Raw genomic sequence first — 16,956 nt, 5'->3', positions numbered from 1 at the left:
TTTAGGAAGGCTGCTTTTTTAGGAGGGCTGCTTCGAGGAGCCCCGCCCTCAGAGAGGGCGAGGCGATAGAGGGGGAGTTTCTTAGATGACTTAGCTCTGCAGTATCTTGAGCGGCAGCCCAAGCATGTCATCGCCGCTACCGGCCAAGTACCAGATGATGGCGACCAGGGCGCCGACGGTCAGCAGATACCAGATGGTAGAGAAGATCTGTCCGTATCTGTCCAGCGGGAGCAGATGGCTCTGGTGACGGCTCTTCCACTCGAAGACGATTTCCAGGCTGCCGATCAGCAGCAGGAAGCCCAGCAACGCCAGCCCCAGGCTATAGCTGATGAAGACGCCGATGGCGGCGCCGGCCACACAGGCGACCAGCCCCATCAGGCTGTTCATGGAGAAGCTGATGCTCTTGAGAATATGACCGCCATCCAGCGGCAATATGGGCAGCAGGTTGAACAAGTTTAGCAGGGCGTTGAAGGCGGCAAGCCCGGCAAACAGCGGGTTGTCTGTGATCCAGTAGGCGACCAGGGCCGCTATCGACATCAAGAGGCCGAAGGTGGGCCCCATGATGGAGATCACCACATCCTGCCAGCGGGTGTTGATCTTCTCATCGCTGAGCGCAAGACCTCCCATGAAGGGGATAAGGTAGATCCCCTTGGTCTTCATGCCGAAATATTTCATGGCGCGAATATGGCCATACTCGTGGAACATGAGACAAGCGATCAGCGCCAGGGCAAATTGGAAGGAGAAGAGCCAGGAGTAGGCGGCCACGCTGGCACCGGCCAGCACCACCTTGATCACCTTGGCGCTCTTGAGCAGCTTAAAGCCTAATGAGGCCAGGCCCACCAGGCTCAGCTTCTGTGGTGCCTTTACCTGGGTGACCGGTGTCTGACGCTCGATATCCTTGGCGTTGCGGCTGCCTTCGCTTAGCACGGCGTCTTCGCTCAGCAGGCGATAGTTGAGCGTGAAGGGTTGCCAGATGAGATCTACCTCCAGAGTGAGGGGGATCTTCTGCACCGTCTCTTGCTGCGGGTCGTGGCGGCTTAACTCAAACTCGTGGTTTCTCAGCCCTTGGTTCTCGGCACTGGCCTCCTTGACCGACACCAGCTGATTGTCCCAGAAGAGTTGTTGCCAGCCGGCCAGCGAGCCTTCGAGGCGCAACTCTTTGCCTAAACAGTCTATTCTCAGTAGTTCCACGTGTTTTCCGTTATCCGTTACCGCTATCTGGCGGGGATTATGCCTGTAAAGCCATGGCAAAGAAAAGAGGCCCGACAATTTTGCCGGGCCTCGTTAGTCGTCTAATCAATTGAGATCACTTACGATTGCTGTAGTCGAAGCTGATCTCTTGGCCTTCGTTGACCACTATGCAGGGGCCGTGTTCGCGCTGGGTGCGGTTGAAGGCCGGGCCGATATGCAGCTCGACGTTGGCGAAGATATGCTTGCAGGCCTCGATGCGGTACTCCTGATAATAGTTTTCCACTTCCTGCTTGATGGCGTTGAACTCCTGCTCCTCCCGGGACCACTCCTCGGTGATGCGGCGCTTCTCTTCCAGCATCCCCTTGACCTGCTCCACCATCAGGGCGTCGTCCTGCCATTCGGCCTTGGGGGGCAGCTTGTTGAGGCTGGCCTCGATATTGAGCTTGGCCACCACCATGTGTTTGATCCCATGATCCAGCTGCTTGAGCTCCTCTTTCAGCTCGCCGCACTTCATGGCGCAGAACACCTCGGTGCGGGTACCGGCCGTGGCGCCTATGATCACCGCCTTAACCCCCTTATCGGCCTGGGCCACGCCGCCCACCAGGTCGCCGCGGCGGCCATTGGCGTCGCTGACGATCAGTTTTCCCGCCGTCTGGGTGTGGCTGTGTAGCAGCTGCTTGGTGACCAGGATGTCGCCCTCGGCCTGCAGCTCAGAGTATTGTACGAACTGGGCGGAGATCTGCCCCTTGGCAGACAGCTTGGTGGAGAGTTGATCTTCCTTGAGCTGGCGGCCGATCACTCCCTTGCTGACTGTGATATCACCATCGGCGATCAGCTGGGCCGAGTCGACGAAGCCCATCACGGTTATATCGCCGGTGGACTTGACCACCATACCTTCATGCACGTCGCCCGTAACCAATACACTGCCCTTGAAGTCGACGTTGCCGTAGCCGATATCCACATCCTTAATCTGCAGCACGTCATCGACCTGCATGCCTGTCTTAGTCTCTACCGGCTGGCCGGCAACCGTGGCGACCAGCACATTAGGGTCGGACTCTAGCAGCTCGGCGCCCGTGCCCGCGGTGAGTTTAAGATCTTTGCCGGCGATCGGCAGTAGCGGCTCACCCTGAACGTTGTAGCCCTTAGTGCCTTCGGTGGCGGGGATCTTAACCATCAACTTGTCGTTGGGTTTGACCATGATGATCTCGCCCAGGTTGCGCATGTCCACCGTGCCGTCGGCGCGCTCTTGGGGTTGCAGCAGACGCTCCCTCGCCAGCGGCACTTTACGCTCGACGATGGCGTTGGTGCCATTGATGGCGGGCTTGCCGTGGGCGAACACCTCGCTGCAACTCTCGCCTGGGGCCAGGGTCGGCAGCTTGGCCAGCAGAGCCTCTATTTTGACCTTGCTCAGCCCCATGCTGATCTGCTCTGCCTTGAGGGCCCTTAATATATCTTGCAACGTCAATGATTTACCACCCCATGGGGCGGTGAGCGTCATCTCGGCGCTCATCTTGTCGTCGCTGAGGGTGATGGCTATTTCGGCGTCGCGGCGCTCGGCGATCTCGAAGAACAGCTCATACTGACCATCGTCCTGACCTATGACCTTGTTGACCTGGGCGACGGCCTTTTCGATAACATTCTTACGGGGGAAAAGCTGGCAAAATTCGGGGAGGGTGAGCAGTTCGAGAATGGCATCCACCGTCAGTGGGCCATGGGTATTGGGAATGACTTTTAATTCGGCTAAGTTTCCGTCACTACTCAGTTCTATCAGTCCAGGATCCAGCATAGAGATTTCCGCAGGTTAATTATTATTTTAGTTAGTATTCTCCCGAGTATAACAGCATAAAGTTTGACCTATGAAGCCCTATTTTATGATGCAGATGAAGCGCATGATTGAAATGAGATCTCGTGCGAAAAAAGCCGGGTGAACCCGGCGTTAAACAACAGATTAAACAGTGTTTTTTTAGCGAGTTACGCCTGGCGGTTGGCGTAGATCTTGTATTTGTTGTTCTCGGCAGCCACATTCACGGTTTTGAAGAATTTGGCTATGGTGTCACTGTAGGGCAGGTGGCGGTTGGCCACGATCTGAAAAATCCCGCCAGACTTAAGCTGGGCCTCGCTCTCCTGCACGAAGCGGGTCGCTATCTCTGTGGTGCTATCCAGGCCATCGTGAAACGGTGGGTTGGAGATGATGGCGTCGAACATGCCCTGGGTCTGTGTCAGGCCGTCCGAGGCATAGACCTTGGCCTGCATGCCGTTAGCCGCAAGGGTCAGCTCGCAGGAGGCCAGCGCCATGGCGTTGATGTCGACGCACTCGAGGTCGAGATCTGGGTTGGCCTTGAGCAGGGCGGCGGTGATCACCCCGGCGCCGCAGCCAAAGTCGAGCACGCGCCCCTTAAGTGTGGGCAGGTGCTCAAGCAGCAGCTCTGTGCCCTCGTCGAGTCGCTTCTCGCTAAAGACGCCCACCAGGTTGCAGATGGTCAGCTCGCCCTGCGGCGTGCTCAGCACATAGTCTTTGACCCAGTCGCTGAGTTTGATCTCTGGCGCCTCGCTCTGCAGACTGCTGCTGTAGAGCATGCAGTGACGGGCGTTGTCTAGTTTGATGCCGCCATCGAAGTAGTCAGGCAGCTGTTTGGTGATAGAGCGGATGCCGCCCTTCTTCTCACCGACGATCACCAGCTCTCCACCCGGGATCAGATGGCGTCCGGCCAGGTTGATCAGGTAGGGTGCCAGGCTCTTAGATTTGGGGTAGAAGAGCACTACGGCATCGAATGTTTGCCTCGATGGCAGCTGATGGCCGAAATGGCACTGCAGACGGGCATTTTCATGGCTTTTGATGCGTTGAAAATGGTTGAAATCTAGGGCCAGAGTCGTGACTTTTGCGGCATCTTCCAACAGGGCCGTCGCCAGAAGATCGCACTCATGATTGATGAGTAAAACATTCTTTGATTCAAACAGTTCGATATTTCTTAGGACGACTTGAGAAGGATTAGATAACACGCGCAACCACAGGCCAAAGGGGAATTTGCGGCAATTATAGCCCAAGCCACTATATTATCAGTAACATTTATTATGCCAGTTTGCCGATTCTTGCCTAAGCTATATCTCATTAGAGGATAAATATCCTTTGTTATGTGAGATTTGGCGCATAACTGAGGTCTATAGGAGATAGAGGAGCGAGGATGCGGCGATTGTCGACATGGATGTGCCTACTGGGCCTTTGTTGCGCTAACGTTTTCGCCGCTCAGGTGATCGTCAACTCCTCTGTGGAGATCGCCGACATCACCCCGAAAGATCTCAAGCTGATCTTCGCCATGCAGAAGCTCTATTGGTCCGACGGTCAGAAGATCCAGGTCTTCGTCCTCCCCAGCAACTCCCCCATACATGAAGAATTTTGCTATCAGCAGCTGGAAATGATGCCCTACGTGCTGCGTCATCGCTGGGACCGCCTGGTGTTTTCCGGCGTCGGCGAGCGGCCGGTCACCCTAGACTCCGAGGCGCAGATGCGCGAGAAGGTGGCCAGCACGCCCGGGGCGATAGGCTATGTGTCTGGCGGTGGCGGCGAGCTCGCCGTCGAGGCAGGTATCGAGCGTCAAGGAGGACAAGATGAAGCCGAGCACTAGTCGCTTAATCCTATTGGCAGGCATCTTAGGTTTGCCACTGGCCCTCTGCCTACCGCTTACCGCACAGGCTCAGAGCAACCAATGGCAGGTCAATGGCTTTATCGGTCAGGGCTATATTTCAGCCGATGGCAGCGAATTTATCGTCGGCGAGTCGGGAGATACTTTCGATGTCACCGAGGCGGCGCTGCACCTCTCCTGGATGCCGGATGAGCACTTCCGTGTTGCGGGCGCCGCCCGTTATCGCCAGTGGGGGAACTTGGATGAGTCAGGGCTCTCCGCCGACTATCTGTTTGCCGAGTATAAATTCATCTTAGATCAGGGTTATGTGGGGGCCAGGGGGGGGCTGTTTAAGAGTGAGGCCGGCTTCTACACCAGTACCCGGGATGTCTCCTTTACTCGTCCGGGGATCTTGCTGCCCCAGTCTGTCTATAGCGACTATCTTCGCGATGCCCTGCTGCATATCACAGGCGGCGAGCTGTTTGGTGGCCACCCAGTGCTGGACGGCTCACTGGAATGGCACCTCACCCTGGGGGATGCACAAACCTCTGACGACTTGACCCGTAACGTGGTGGGCTCAAAGGAGTTCGGCCGCTTCGATGCCGATGGCTATTGGGGGGCGGATCTCGAGTATCAGGACGACAGCCTGAGGCTAGGGCTCACCTATTTCGACGCCAAGAGTCGTTATCAGTCCCATCTGGGGGGGCCTTTTGCCGATGGCAGCCTGCGATCCAAACACTGGATAGTGTCGGCCCAGTACCGGATTAACTTCCTCGAATTTACCGGCGAATACCTGCATTGGGATCGCTATGTGGGCGGGGTGTTTGTGCCGCCAGAGCTGGGCATCTATGAGGTGAGGGGCTACGGCTACTATCTGGATGTGCGCGGCTATCTGCCGGGGGATGTCGAGGTGTTCGTGCGTTACGATCATCAGGTACAGGATGAGAAGGATGCAGATGGCGACAAGCTGGCCGGACGAGGGCTGCCCGGCTACTTTGGCTACGCCCACGACTGGACCATTGGGAGCCGCTGGCTGCCGGCGAAAGATTGGATGGTGGCGGCGGAATACCACAAGGTACGCGGTGCCGCTTGGGTGACCCCTATCCTGCTGCCGAATCCGGCGGTGCAGGACAAGGACTGGTCGCTGTTTGCCATCGAAATATCCTACAAGTTCCAGTGGTGATCCCATGATAGTGAATCACCCCAATCGCTTCTTGAGTATCAAATGGAAACTCCTTATCGCGGTGATTCTGATCTTGACCCTGGTGGGTGGGGTGATCTGTACCTTGGCCTACCAGCAGCTACTGAACCAGCAGAAGATGTTACTGGAGGCCCAGCGGGACAAGCTGGCCCAGAGTCTCTCCTTCTCCATGAGTACGGCGGTGGAACATTCACTGCAGGCGGCGATGCAGCTTGGGTTTGTGGCCAATGCCAAGGGCGATGATGGCGCCGAGGGTTATCAGCTACTGCTGAGCGAGGACTGGCCCGACGTACAGCTCTATTGGGATCTCAAGGGCTTCGGCCTGTATCAGCTAAACGGTGAACGACTGGCCCACGCGGGCGAGCCACACTCTCAGGACGATCTCCAGTGGCTGATGCAGAGCGAGGCCTCCTATGAACTCACCTCCAGGGTGGTGTGTGTCGAGGACTGCGTGATCCAGGTGCTGGTACCGACCTTGGTGAACAGCAAGCCTCATCTGTTCTTCTTCGAGTCGGCACTCACGGAGGTGATCAGCCACTTTCGTACCGACAAGTCGATCGAGCTGGCGGTGTTAGGAGCCCAGTCTCGCGGCGCCGAGCCAGGGCCCCTGTGGGGGCGTCACCTCTATAGTATCAGCAACCGCCCCAGCAGCTTCGCCCTGCTGAGTCACATGGCCGGTAGCTACTCCTGGCAGCAGATCTCCCTCGGAGAAGGCATCTACAGCTATCAGGGCAGCCACTGGGCGGTTTGGTCCTTCCCCCTGGATAAGGTGGAAAACGCCCCGGCGATCGTGGTGTTGATGAGTCTGGAACAATGGCAGCAGATGCTCTCTACCTTTCAGCTGGGGATGGTGGGCACCCTCTTGGTAGGGCTGATCTTGGCCGCCGGTCTGGTGCTGTTGGTGGCCTGGTCGCCAGTCGTCAGCCTGGCGCGCCATGCCAGCCTCTTGCCCCTGTTGGCGGACCACGACTTTGGCAGCGTGCGCACCAGCCTGCCGAGAAAGCCATCCTGGTTTCCCGACGAGGTGGACCTGATCCATCTGGCGACCCGTCAGCTGGCCGACAACATGCAGGGGATGGAAAATGAGGTGGACGAGTACACCCACGAGCTGGAGCGGCTCGCCATGCTGGATACCCTGACGGGTCTGCCCAACAAGGCCATGTTGCACCATGAGCTGCAGACCGCCATCGCCTGTATCGCCAGCGAGGAAGATTGTGTGGTGCTCATGTTCCTGGATCTCGACGAGTTTAAGCGGATCAACGACACCCTGGGGCACATTCAGGGGGATGAGCTGCTCAAGATAGTGGCCGCCAGGCTGACCAACAGCGTGCGCGAGATGGATACCGTATTTCGTCAGGGGGGCGATGAGTTTCTTATCTTGCTCAGGCAGGTGCGTGACGAGCAGGAGGTGAGCAATGTGATCCACAGGATCTTCTCGGCCCTGCAACATCCCGTGGTGCTGGGCAGTCACAAGCTGATCGTCACCACCAGTATTGGCCTGGCTTACTGCAACAGTTCACAGCTCAGGGCGGAGGAGCTTATTCAGCATGCGGATCTGGCCATGTATCAGGCCAAGAGTGCCGGTCGCAGCAACTATCGGGTGTTCAGCGAGGAGATGCTGCATCAGGCCAATAACCGCCTCATGATAGAGCAGAGCATAGGCGCGGCCATCAACGAGGAGCAACTGGTGCTCTTCCTACAGCCTATAGTCGAGCTGCCCTCGGGTAGGCTGCGCGGCTTCGAGGCGCTGATCCGCTGGTTCCACCCCGAGCGTGGCCTCATCATGCCGGGGGATTTCATTCCCGATATCGAGCATAGCGAGGCGATCATCGAGGTGGGTAACTATGTGATCCGTAAGGCCTCGGAGTTAGTCGCCCAGCTAAAGTCGGCGGGCTGGCCCGAGCTCTATATCGCGGTCAACCTGTCGGCCAAACACTTCCTGGCCCCTGACCTCCTGAACGTGGTGCGCCAAGAGGTGGAGGCACAGCAGATCTCGGCCCAATCTCTGCTGCTTGAGGTGACCGAGGAGAGCGTGATCGAGCAGGTAGAGCAGGCCATGGCGGCCATGGCGGCGCTCAAGGCGCTGGGGGTGAGGATTGCCATCGATGACTTCGGCACCGGTTACTCTTCGCTGAGTTATCTCAAGCAGCTGCCCTTCGATCTCTTGAAGATAGATCGCTGTTTCACCGCCAATGTGCTCGATGGTGAGGCCGATGCCCATATCATCACCACAGTGATCGAGCTGGCTCATAATCTGGGGCGTCAGGTGGTGGCAGAGGGGATTGAGACTCAGCAGCAGGCGGAGTGCCTCAGCTGTCAACGCTGCGAGCTAGGTCAGGGCTATTACTTCTCGCGGCCACTGGATGTGGCGTCGGTATTTAAGGTGTTGCAGGAGATAGAGGAGACTCGCCTGTGGCCCATCAGCCAGGCTCCCCAGCCTAAGTTGGCGAGGCAGGGGAGCTAACGAGAGAAGCTAGTCAAAAGTAGCACTTAGTCTTGATTGTCTACCTGAGACACGGGGGCGGCAGACTGACTCTCGGCGCCCTCGCTAAGCAGATCTTCTGCTTGCTGCAAAGCCTGCTTGGCGTCCATCTCCTTAGCCTCCATCTTCTTAGCGTTAGAGTCGCTGGCGGCAGACTGACCCTCGGTGGCCGGTTTCACGTCCGTAGCCGGATTTACATCTTCTTTCGGCAATACCTGTGAGTCGATGAGATCCTTGGCCTTACTCCCAACCTTAACCTCTGCTTCAACCTTCACCTCTGTTTTCTGCTGCGCCGCTTCTGGCTCGGCATCTAGTGGCAGAACGTCTACAGGCTTGGCAGCCTTAGGTTCTAGTGGCTTGGCTGGAGTCTGTTTAGCTTCTGGCTTAGTCTTAGCCGCTTTAGGCAGCAGGCTGATCAGCTTCTGGGCGATATCCGTGTTGTCCTGATGGCCGGCAAACAGGGATGAGGCCGGGCCGGCGGCAAACACCTGTACGTCCACACCCGTATGACCGCCCGTGGTCCAGCCTGTGTTGGAGCGCTGGTCAATTAGCTTCTTAAGCTGGGTGGTAAGCACCTGCTCGCCCTGCATTCTGGCGTTATCCAGTGCGCTAAACTCGTCATCGCTCGGGGTAAAACCTAGGGCGCCGCTCACGCCGCCCTGCCACTCATCCTGAGCCAATGCCTGCTTAGCGATTTGTGTCGGGCTGGCACTTATCTGGCGCAGCATCTGGCTGTCCCAGCGGTACTCGCCTTGTTTGCCGATAGAGAGGCCGCCGGTGTTATGGTCTGCGGTGACGACTAAGAGAGTGTCTTGATGTTGACGCACATATTGCTCGACCACCTCGATGGCGCTGGCAAATTCATGCATCTCGGCCATGGCGGTGGCGATATCATTGTTGTGGCCGGCCCAGTCTATCAGGCTGCCTTCCACCAATAACACGAAGCCTTGGTCGTTCTGGGAGAGTAGTTCCAGCGCCTTGGCGGTCATGGTGCTCAGGCGTCTGGCCTCCGGCTCATCGATCGCCCAGGGAAGCTGTACCTCGGCGAACAGACCCATCACCTTAGGTTGGGTTACACCCTCCAGCAGGGCTGCATCCTTGAGTACCCGATACCCCTTGGTCTCGAACTGCTTGATCAGCTTGTCAGAAAAATATTTCTGACCGCCGCCGAGCATGACGTCTGCATCTGTGGTCAGGTAGCTCTGGGCCAGAGCCTCATAGTTACGGCGGCTCTCGTTGTGGCTTAAGAAGGCGGCAGGGGTGGCGTGGTTGATCTGGCTGGTCACTGTCACGCCTGTGCTCATGCCGCGCTTCTTGGCCTGCTCCAGCAGGGTGGGGATGGGACGCTTATCGACATCTACCGACACGGCGCCGTTATAGGTCTTCACCCCTGTGGCCAGGGCGGTGGCGGCCGCGGCCGAGTCGGTGACATAGCCGCTGACGGGCGCCGGATAGGTGCTGGCGTTACCCACCAAGAGGCGGTCAAATACCGTCTGCTCTATCTCCTGGGTGTTGGGATTGTCCTGATAGTAGCGATAGGCGCTGGTGTAGGCCGGGCCCATGCCATCGCCCACCATGATGACGATATTCTTGGGACGGCTAGGCGCTGTCTGCGGGCCGAGCAGGTTGTCGGCCCAGAGGTTGCCCGATACCAGCGCGGCACCCAGGCAGAGGAGGGAACATAAGCGGGTTAGTTTCATCTTGGCTCCAGATTAACGGGCAATACGCGCTTCGATGGCGTCCATCAGCATGCCTGTGATATCCACGTCGAAGGCGGCCTCGATCTCTCTGATACAGGTCGGGCTGGTGACGTTGATCTCGGTGAGCTTGTCGCCGATCACATCCAGGCCGACGAAGATCAGGCCACGCTTCTTCAGCTCTGGGCCGATGGCGTTGGCGATGGCCCAATCGCTCTCAGACAGGGGCTGAGCGACGCCGCGACCACCGGCGGCCAGGTTACCCCGGGTTTCGCCCTTCTGGGGAATGCGCGCCAGGCTGTATGGCACAGGTACGCCATCTACCACCAGGATGCGCTTATCACCGGCGGTGATATCCGGAATGAAGGCCTGGGCCATAGCATATTGCTGGCCATGGTTGGTGAGGGTCTCGATGATCACCCCTAGGTTAGGATCCTGCGCCTTAACGCGGAAGATAGAGCTGCCGCCCATGCCATCCAGCGGCTTGAGGATGATATCGCCCTTCTCCTGATAGAAGGCGCGGATGCGCTGGGCATCGCGGGTCACTAATGTGTCTGGGGTAAATTCGCTGAACCAGGCGGTAAACAGCTTCTCGTTGGCGTCGCGCAGGCTCTGGGGCTTGTTGACTATAAGCGTGCCTTGTTCCTCGGCGCGCTCCAGCATATAGGTGGCGTAGACGAACTCGGTATCGAATGGCGGGTCCTTTCGCATCAGGATCACGTCGAGATCCGCCAGCGGCGTATCGACGGCCTCTTCCAGTTGGTACCAGGATTGAGGATCTTGTTTCACCGTGAGGCGACGCATGTTACCCATGGCCACGCCGTTCACCATGGCCAGATCTTGCATCTCCATATAATAGAGCTGATAGCCGCGCGACTGCGCCGCCATCAACATGGCGAAGCTGGAGTCTTTCTTGATGTTAATGTCGCTGATGGGATCCATCACTATGCCAAGCTTTATCATCTCATCTTTCCTTTTGTTAATGCTAAGGGCCGAGCCTTTTAGCTCAGGTCGCCAAACTTAAGTTGCAGTGCGCTGATGGCCGTCAGGGCAGCGGTCTCGGTGCGCAGTACGCGGGGGCCGAGCAGCACGTCGGTGAAGGCATGGGTTTCTGTCATGGCGATCTCCTGGGGCGACAGGCCGCCTTCGGGGCCGATCAGCAGACGCACCCTTGGGGTCTCCATCACCAGGCCATTGATGCCATATTCGGCCCTGGGGTGCAGGTTGAGTTTAAGCGCCTGGGTGGCTTCGCCGCACCAGTCGTCGAGCTGCATCGCCGGTCTCACCTCTGGTACCGTGCTGCGGCCAGACTGTTCACAGGCGCTGATCACTATCTTCTGCCACTGCTGGATCTTCTTCTCCAGACGCTCGCCGGTCAGCTTGACGCCGCAGCGCTCGGAAAACAGCGGGGTAATAGTATTGACCCCCAGCTCGACCGATTTTTGCAGGGTGAAGTCCATGCGATCGCCGCGGGAGATCACCTGACCCAGATGCAGGTTGAGGGGCGACTCGTTGTCGTTCGCCTCCTTGGATAGGACCCGCACTTCGACATTTTTCTTGCTGGCGGCGACGATCTCTGTCAAGTAGTTGTGGCCATCGCCGTTGAACAGCTCGAGCTGTTCGCCGGCGCCCATGCGCAATACGCGCCCGACGTGGCCGGCGGCTTCCTCGTCCAGCATCAACTGCTGGTTAAGGTCATAGTTGCCGGGCTGATAGATCCTTGGAATTCTCATGCATTACTCCGCGATACGCTGGGTATCTGTCCGCTTTTGGCACTGGGCCTGGACAAAGGGGTTGTGGTTGCCCTGTTTGGCCGCGATGGCGGCGTCTCTCTGACACTCAATAGTATCAACTGGATAGCTTTTATCCCATGCCTGAAACAGTTTTAGCTGACTTTTGGCGATCTTAAGGCCATAGGCCTGCTGCATATAGAGATAGGTGCGGGCTATCTGACCGCGGGTCTGGCTGGGGGGCTCCACCTTTCTGCCCTTGAAGTCGACCACCATGGCACACTGGCCATATTGCTCAGCCTTGGCGTTCCACTGGCTGAATCGGAAGTTGCTGCGATCGCCATTGACCTCACCGATAGCGGGTACCAGGTTATGCAGGTCGCTCTCCATCTTCTTAAACTGTTTGTCTGTCTTGCCGCAGTTTTTGCGGCCGCCCTCTTGCCAGCATTGACGCTGATGACCAAATTCCCAGGCGGGAACTATGTGTTCCCACTCGATGCGCTTGGCGCGCTTCTCCTGTTTACGTACCTGATAGCCGCAGCGCTCGAAATCGGGTTGCCACAGCTTACCCGAGATGCTGATGTCGCAGCCACAGTAGAAGCTCTTGGCCGGTAGCGCCTCGCTGTAGATGCTGCGTGCGACCTGTTTGGCCTGATTAAAACTGGTGGGATGGGAGGCGAGGGCGCCCGTGGTAAAGCCGAGCGCCAGCAACGCCAAGGCGCCGCGCAGCAGCGGCCTCAAACTCAATGAGGTAGTTAGCACATCTATTCCCTAAAAACAAAAATTCGTCGCCTATCTCTGCCGCGCTCTCTATTTGGCCGGCTTGGTGGTGACTAGTGTGTTGGCGCCCACTCATCTTGTATCGCTGAATATGGCGCCATAATTCAAGCCGATTCTACGGGAATCGACTCAGATCAGGCAAGTTAAGCCGGATTCATCATACCTCGCCGCCCATGCCATCCAGGAGGCTTAGCGTCTCCTGGCAGCGGCGGCAGCGATACTGGGTCTCTTGGCGCTGCACCTTGTTGTGTCTGCGAATGCTCAGTGGCACGACGCCGCAGCGGCAGCGATAGTCGAAGGTTCGGCCGGCGACCGAGTCGGTATTCAGGCTGTGGGTGGTGCTCGGCGTGAGGCCATAGAGTTTCACCATCAAGACCTGCCACTCCTTGCCGTGGGGCTTGACCCGGCCATAGAGCTGATAGGCGAGCAGGTGGCAGATCTCGTGGGGCACCACCTGCTGGACAAACTCATCCAGATTTTCCTCCAGCAACACAGGGTTGAATTTCAGCTTGTTGAGCTGAAGATGGGCGGTGCCGGCACTCTTACCCCTGAGTTTAAAGTTCACCTCGGGGCGGGGAAAGCCGCGCTTAAGTTGCCCCTCTGCCGTTTGATAGCAAGATTCAACGGCCTCGAGAATAAGCAGCTGGTGTTCGTTAAGCTCGGCATTATTTGCTGGAGAGCTAGAAGTTCTTGATTTAGACGTTCTTGATTTAGACGCTTTGGAGCTAAGCCTAGATGATTCTGGCGTAGGCGTGTGAAATAGGGATTGCAATCGTCGAAACATGAAAGGTCAACAGGCCCTAGGCGTTAGGTGATAGACGCCCGCCAAGAGAGCGGGCGTTTTCAGGAGGAGTGATTATAGCCGGGTTGCCGCGGCTTTGACCATCTCCTTGACCTGATCCACGATCGCCATCTCCGTCTCCGCCTCATAGGCCTTCACCCTTGGGGTATGGATATGGCCGACCTTGATGCCGCTGTTGAAACGCTGTCCCAGGAGCACCGCGCGGTAGGAGATCTCGTTGGACAGGTAACCGCCGCCCGAGCCGTTGACTGAGCCATTGACCTGAGTCGTGTTTTGCAGCTCGCTCAGGGAGCTGGCGTCGAACTCGCCTCTCGATAGCGTGGTCACTGTGTGGTTGTCATTGATCTTCCACTTACCCTTGACCGACTGCATGGCGCCGACAGGTAGCGAGAACTCGACGAATTCTGGGCCATAGAGTGGTTTGCCATCGAACATAGGCGCCTGTGGTGACTGGGCCGTGGCGCCGGTCAGCACGTTGAGGTTATCGGGCGCTGCCGCGCTGCGGTTACGGCCGGGGAAGCGCTCCAGATCGAAGTCGTCACGGCCCATGCTGACGGTGAAGATGGCGTTGACGCTGTTTTCACGATAGACAGGGGTGAGCAGGGACTCGATGATTCCCTGATCGAAGTCGGCAAAGCGCACCGGGATCATTACCGTCTCTATCTGGGCCTTCTTGCCGTCGACACTAAACTTGTAGCCGTCCAGGGCCAGCGCGGTTAAGCCAGATGGGTTGCTCTGATCTATGTTGCGATCCAGAAAGAAGGGATCGAAGCCGGTGAGCAGAATACGGATCTGGCTGTCGTCATCGAAGTGGATGTCGCTGAAGCCGCGGGAAGATTTCTCTACCGCCTTGAGTAATATGCTGCGCTGCCAGTCGGCCATGTTAAAGGCGGGCTTAGACTCTTTAAGGGTCTTCTTCATCGCCAGGCGACTCCAGTAGAGGGGTCTGTCGTCCTGACCACCGGATTGTACGTCTCTCACGGCCTGTTGCCAGAGGCGCTCGCCTTGGTGGGCCACCATCTGTGTCATGATGAGTTCATCTTTCTGCTGGCGATACTTGTCGTCCAGGCTCTCGACCAGGGCTTGATAGCGGTTGACGACGTCGGGCATGGCCTGGGTTGCCTTAGGGAGGCGCAGTTCTTCGAGATCCAGAGCGGCGAAGGCGCTGCTACTCAGCAAGCTGGTCATCGCCAGGGCTATGGCTGTTTTACGCATGACATGGTTCCTTTGCAAAAACCTCTCACCCTCAACACTCGCAGTGGAGCATGTTGGGCAATGATGGCTCAGGGCGGTTATCAATTTGAATTTATTATAGTCAACAACTGAGTATGCACGACATCTGCCTGCAAATAAAGACTTGAGATGGCTTGATAAAATGCCAGATTCTTGACACAAATCATCATGAGTTTGCCCCCACGGCGCAGGGGCAAGTTGCTAGACTCGAAGCAGGGGTTTTATACGGCTTAATGGGGTGTGAAGATGAAAATGCGGGTTAGCTCGGAGTCTGGTCTTAGTTGTGGCTTTCGTTCCGGTTTTAGTTCTGGTCTAGGCTCTAGTCTAGGTTCTGGTTTTAGTGCTGGCTTAGGTTACCGGCTGCTCTGTTCGCTGGGGTATCTGGGGCTGCTCTGCCTGGCCCTGTTAAGTTGGGCTGGCGGCGCGGCGGCAGCACCTCAAACTGGGCCTGATAAACCGGTGGCAGAGCAAGTTTCGGTCGGGCCGCTCAGGCTGGATGGCGAGATACAGGCGGCATTCGATGCCATGGGGGCGAAAGGCGTCCTGGTGCTATTAGATGATAAAGAGGGGAAGCTGCTGACTAACGACGCCGCCCGCAGCCGGCATCCTTATATTCCCGCCTCTACCTTTAAGATCCCTCACAGCCTTTTGCTGCTCGAGGCAGGGATAGTAGAAGATGAGCATAGCCGGTTTGCCTGGGACGGGGTTGAGCGCGCCTACAGCAGCTGGAATCGCGACCACAACTTTATCGGTGCAATGAAGTATTCCGTGGTGCCCATCTATCAGAAGCTGGCGTTGCAACTGGGAGCCGAGCGTATGGCTAGTGGGCTGGAAAATCTCGATTATGGCAACGCCGATATCGGCGGCGGGCTGGACCGCTTCTGGCTCGATGGTGACTTAGCTATTTCGACCCTGGAACAGGTGAACTTCTTAAGGCGTCTTTATCACAATCAATTGCGTGTGTCCGAGCGCAGCCAGCGCATCGTCAAGACCATGATGCTCAACGATGCCAACGGCGATTGGCTGCTAAGGGCCAAGACGGGCTATGGAGTGCGTAATGGACAGAAACTGGGTTGGTGGGTCGGCTGGCTCGAGCGCGAGGAGAACACCTATTTCTTCGCTATGAATATGGATATCACCTCAGATAGCGACCTGGCGCTGCGTAAGCGGGTGGTGAAGCACCTTCTTAAGACAAAGGGCTGGATGTAAGAACCTATATCAGTAGAGATGGTCTACATACAACAGAGATGGCTCATATCAGCCGAGGTTAGCTACATGAGTAGAGATTGTAGCGACTCGTGGCTGTTGAAGCGCTTGGTGAAGAAATCCAGGAACACGCTGATGTTGGTGGCCAGCTGTCGGCGACTGGAATAGACGCCATAGACCTTGAAAGGCTCCATCGGCCACTCCTGCAGTAGCGGCACTAGGCTGCCACCGGCCAGCTCGTTCTTACATACTGAATTAGAGAGCATGGCGATGCCGAAATCGTCCAGCACCAGCTGCTTAACCATGATGGCGCTGTTCACTCTCACCTTACGCTTGAAGTTGACCATGGTCTTGCGTTCGCCCTTACCCAGGGGCCAGATGGGGGCCGAACGTGAGGTCCCCAGCAGTATGCCGCTGTGCTCTTTGAGATCCTGGGGCGTCGCCGGGGTACCGTTGGCCTTGAGATAGCCAGGGCTGGCCACCAATATGGGTTGGCGTTCAAACAGCAGGCGGGCGACTAAGTCTGAGGATTGCAGCGGCCCATACTTGATGGCGATATCATAGCCTTCGCCCACTAGGCCCACATCACTGTCGGTAAATTGGACGTCGAGATCCACGTTGGGGTAGAGCCGCATGAAGCTGCTACAGAGGCTGGCGATAAGCTCCTGACTGAAGGAAACCGGAATGGCGATGCGCAGTGAGCCAAATACATCATTATGTGTATTTTCTATGGTTGCCTTGGCAGCCTCGATTTCATCGCTAATACTACTGCAATGCTGGTAAAAAAGCGCTCCAACCTGAGTCAGGCTGAGATTGCGGGTATCGCGTTGCAACAGGCGCACGCCTAGCTGCTCTTCGAGCTGAGCCACCTTACGACTAATGGTTGATTTTGGCATGCCCGTATTACGAGCAGCCTGGGAGAAACCCTTGGCGCGAACGACGGCCGCAAAGAGCATCATACCGTTTAAATCTGGCATTATTTATCACTGTCTCAAATATGGAACAAAGCGTCTA

Annotated in this window: 13 protein-coding genes and 1 pseudogene; 4 read left to right on the top strand and 10 right to left on the bottom strand. The window is 57.1% G+C overall.

The annotated features are described in order from the left end of the window. Positions 1 to 90 precede the first annotated feature (90 nt). The 3 genes from K0I63_RS16710 to K0I63_RS16700 form a co-directional block, all read right to left on the bottom strand. Positions 91 to 1,191: a site-2 protease family protein gene (locus K0I63_RS16710; RefSeq protein WP_220081771.1), complete on the bottom strand. Its 1,101-nt coding sequence runs from the start codon at positions 1,189 to 1,191 to the stop codon at positions 91 to 93. A gap of 115 nt (positions 1,192 to 1,306) precedes the next feature. Then, positions 1,307 to 2,977 carry a flagellar assembly protein A gene (locus tag K0I63_RS16705; RefSeq protein ID WP_011867027.1) on the bottom strand — a complete coding sequence of 557 codons (1,671 nt, stop codon included), beginning with the start codon at positions 2,975 to 2,977 and terminating at the stop codon, positions 1,307 to 1,309. A gap of 185 nt (positions 2,978 to 3,162) precedes the next feature. Further along, entirely contained in the window at positions 3,163 to 4,191 is a 1,029-nt protein-coding gene (locus tag K0I63_RS16700; protein WP_220081770.1) for a methyltransferase, read from the bottom strand. Positions 4,192 to 4,373: 182 nt separating this feature from the next. On the opposite strand from K0I63_RS16700, the gene K0I63_RS16695 reads away from it, so the two are divergent. The 3 genes from K0I63_RS16695 to K0I63_RS16685 are packed head-to-tail and all read left to right on the top strand — an operon-like array spanning position 4,374 to position 8,476. Further along, a complete protein-coding gene (locus K0I63_RS16695) occupies positions 4,374 to 4,814 on the top strand; it encodes a type 2 periplasmic-binding domain-containing protein (protein WP_220081769.1) in 441 nt (146 codons plus the stop codon). Continuing rightward, positions 4,798 to 5,994, top strand: a complete 1,197-nt coding sequence (locus tag K0I63_RS16690) for a hypothetical protein (RefSeq protein WP_220081768.1) — start codon at positions 4,798 to 4,800, stop codon at positions 5,992 to 5,994. Before K0I63_RS16695 ends, K0I63_RS16690 begins: the two co-directional genes overlap by 17 nt. Positions 5,995 to 5,998: 4 nt before the next feature. Further along, a complete protein-coding gene (locus tag K0I63_RS16685; RefSeq protein WP_220081767.1) occupies positions 5,999 to 8,476 on the top strand; it encodes a putative bifunctional diguanylate cyclase/phosphodiesterase in 2,478 nt (825 codons plus the stop codon). A gap of 401 nt (positions 8,477 to 8,877) precedes the next feature. On the opposite strand, the pseudogene K0I63_RS16680 reads toward K0I63_RS16685, so the two are convergent. From K0I63_RS16680 to K0I63_RS16655, 6 genes and pseudogenes are all read right to left on the bottom strand, one after another. After that, positions 8,878 to 10,194: pseudogene (locus K0I63_RS16680) on the bottom strand (alkaline phosphatase); the annotation flags it as partial. Between the two features lie 12 nt (positions 10,195 to 10,206). Continuing rightward, positions 10,207 to 11,154, bottom strand: a complete 948-nt coding sequence (gshB, locus tag K0I63_RS16675; RefSeq protein WP_220081765.1) for a glutathione synthase — start codon at positions 11,152 to 11,154, stop codon at positions 10,207 to 10,209. Positions 11,155 to 11,192: 38 nt separating this feature from the next. Further along, positions 11,193 to 11,924: a 16S rRNA (uracil(1498)-N(3))-methyltransferase gene (gene rsmE / locus K0I63_RS16670; RefSeq protein WP_220081764.1), complete on the bottom strand. Its 732-nt coding sequence runs from the start codon at positions 11,922 to 11,924 to the stop codon at positions 11,193 to 11,195. Positions 11,925 to 11,927: 3 nt separating this feature from the next. Beyond that, positions 11,928 to 12,662: an endonuclease gene (locus K0I63_RS16665; protein ID WP_398351660.1), complete on the bottom strand. Its 735-nt coding sequence runs from the start codon at positions 12,660 to 12,662 to the stop codon at positions 11,928 to 11,930. Positions 12,663 to 12,858: 196 nt separating this feature from the next. Further along, positions 12,859 to 13,485: a SprT family zinc-dependent metalloprotease gene (locus tag K0I63_RS16660; RefSeq protein ID WP_220081763.1), complete on the bottom strand. Its 627-nt coding sequence runs from the start codon at positions 13,483 to 13,485 to the stop codon at positions 12,859 to 12,861. A 72-nt stretch (positions 13,486 to 13,557) separates the two neighbouring features. Beyond that, the gene (locus K0I63_RS16655; protein ID WP_220081762.1) at positions 13,558 to 14,718 is read right to left on the bottom strand and encodes a PA0049 C-terminal domain-containing protein; all 1,161 of its coding nucleotides are present in this window, start codon (positions 14,716 to 14,718) and stop codon (positions 13,558 to 13,560) included. Between the two features lie 420 nt (positions 14,719 to 15,138). On the opposite strand from K0I63_RS16655, the gene blaOXA reads away from it, so the two are divergent. After that, positions 15,139 to 15,945, top strand: coding sequence for a class D beta-lactamase (gene blaOXA / locus K0I63_RS16650; RefSeq protein ID WP_220083483.1), 807 nt, complete (start codon positions 15,139 to 15,141; stop codon positions 15,943 to 15,945). Positions 15,946 to 16,007: 62 nt separating this feature from the next. Here the strand turns inward: blaOXA and K0I63_RS16645 are convergent, their stop codons facing one another. Then, on the bottom strand, positions 16,008 to 16,919 hold the full coding sequence (locus tag K0I63_RS16645; RefSeq protein ID WP_011867015.1) for a LysR family transcriptional regulator: 912 nt from the start codon (positions 16,917 to 16,919) through the stop codon (positions 16,008 to 16,010). Positions 16,920 to 16,956 lie beyond the last annotated feature (37 nt).

This window comes from Shewanella rhizosphaerae, from assembly GCF_019457655.1.
Lineage (GTDB): Bacteria > Pseudomonadota > Gammaproteobacteria > Enterobacterales > Shewanellaceae > Shewanella > Shewanella loihica.
The sequence above is the reverse complement of the archived record's forward strand: the minus strand, read 5'-3'. Positions and strand labels throughout refer to the sequence as shown.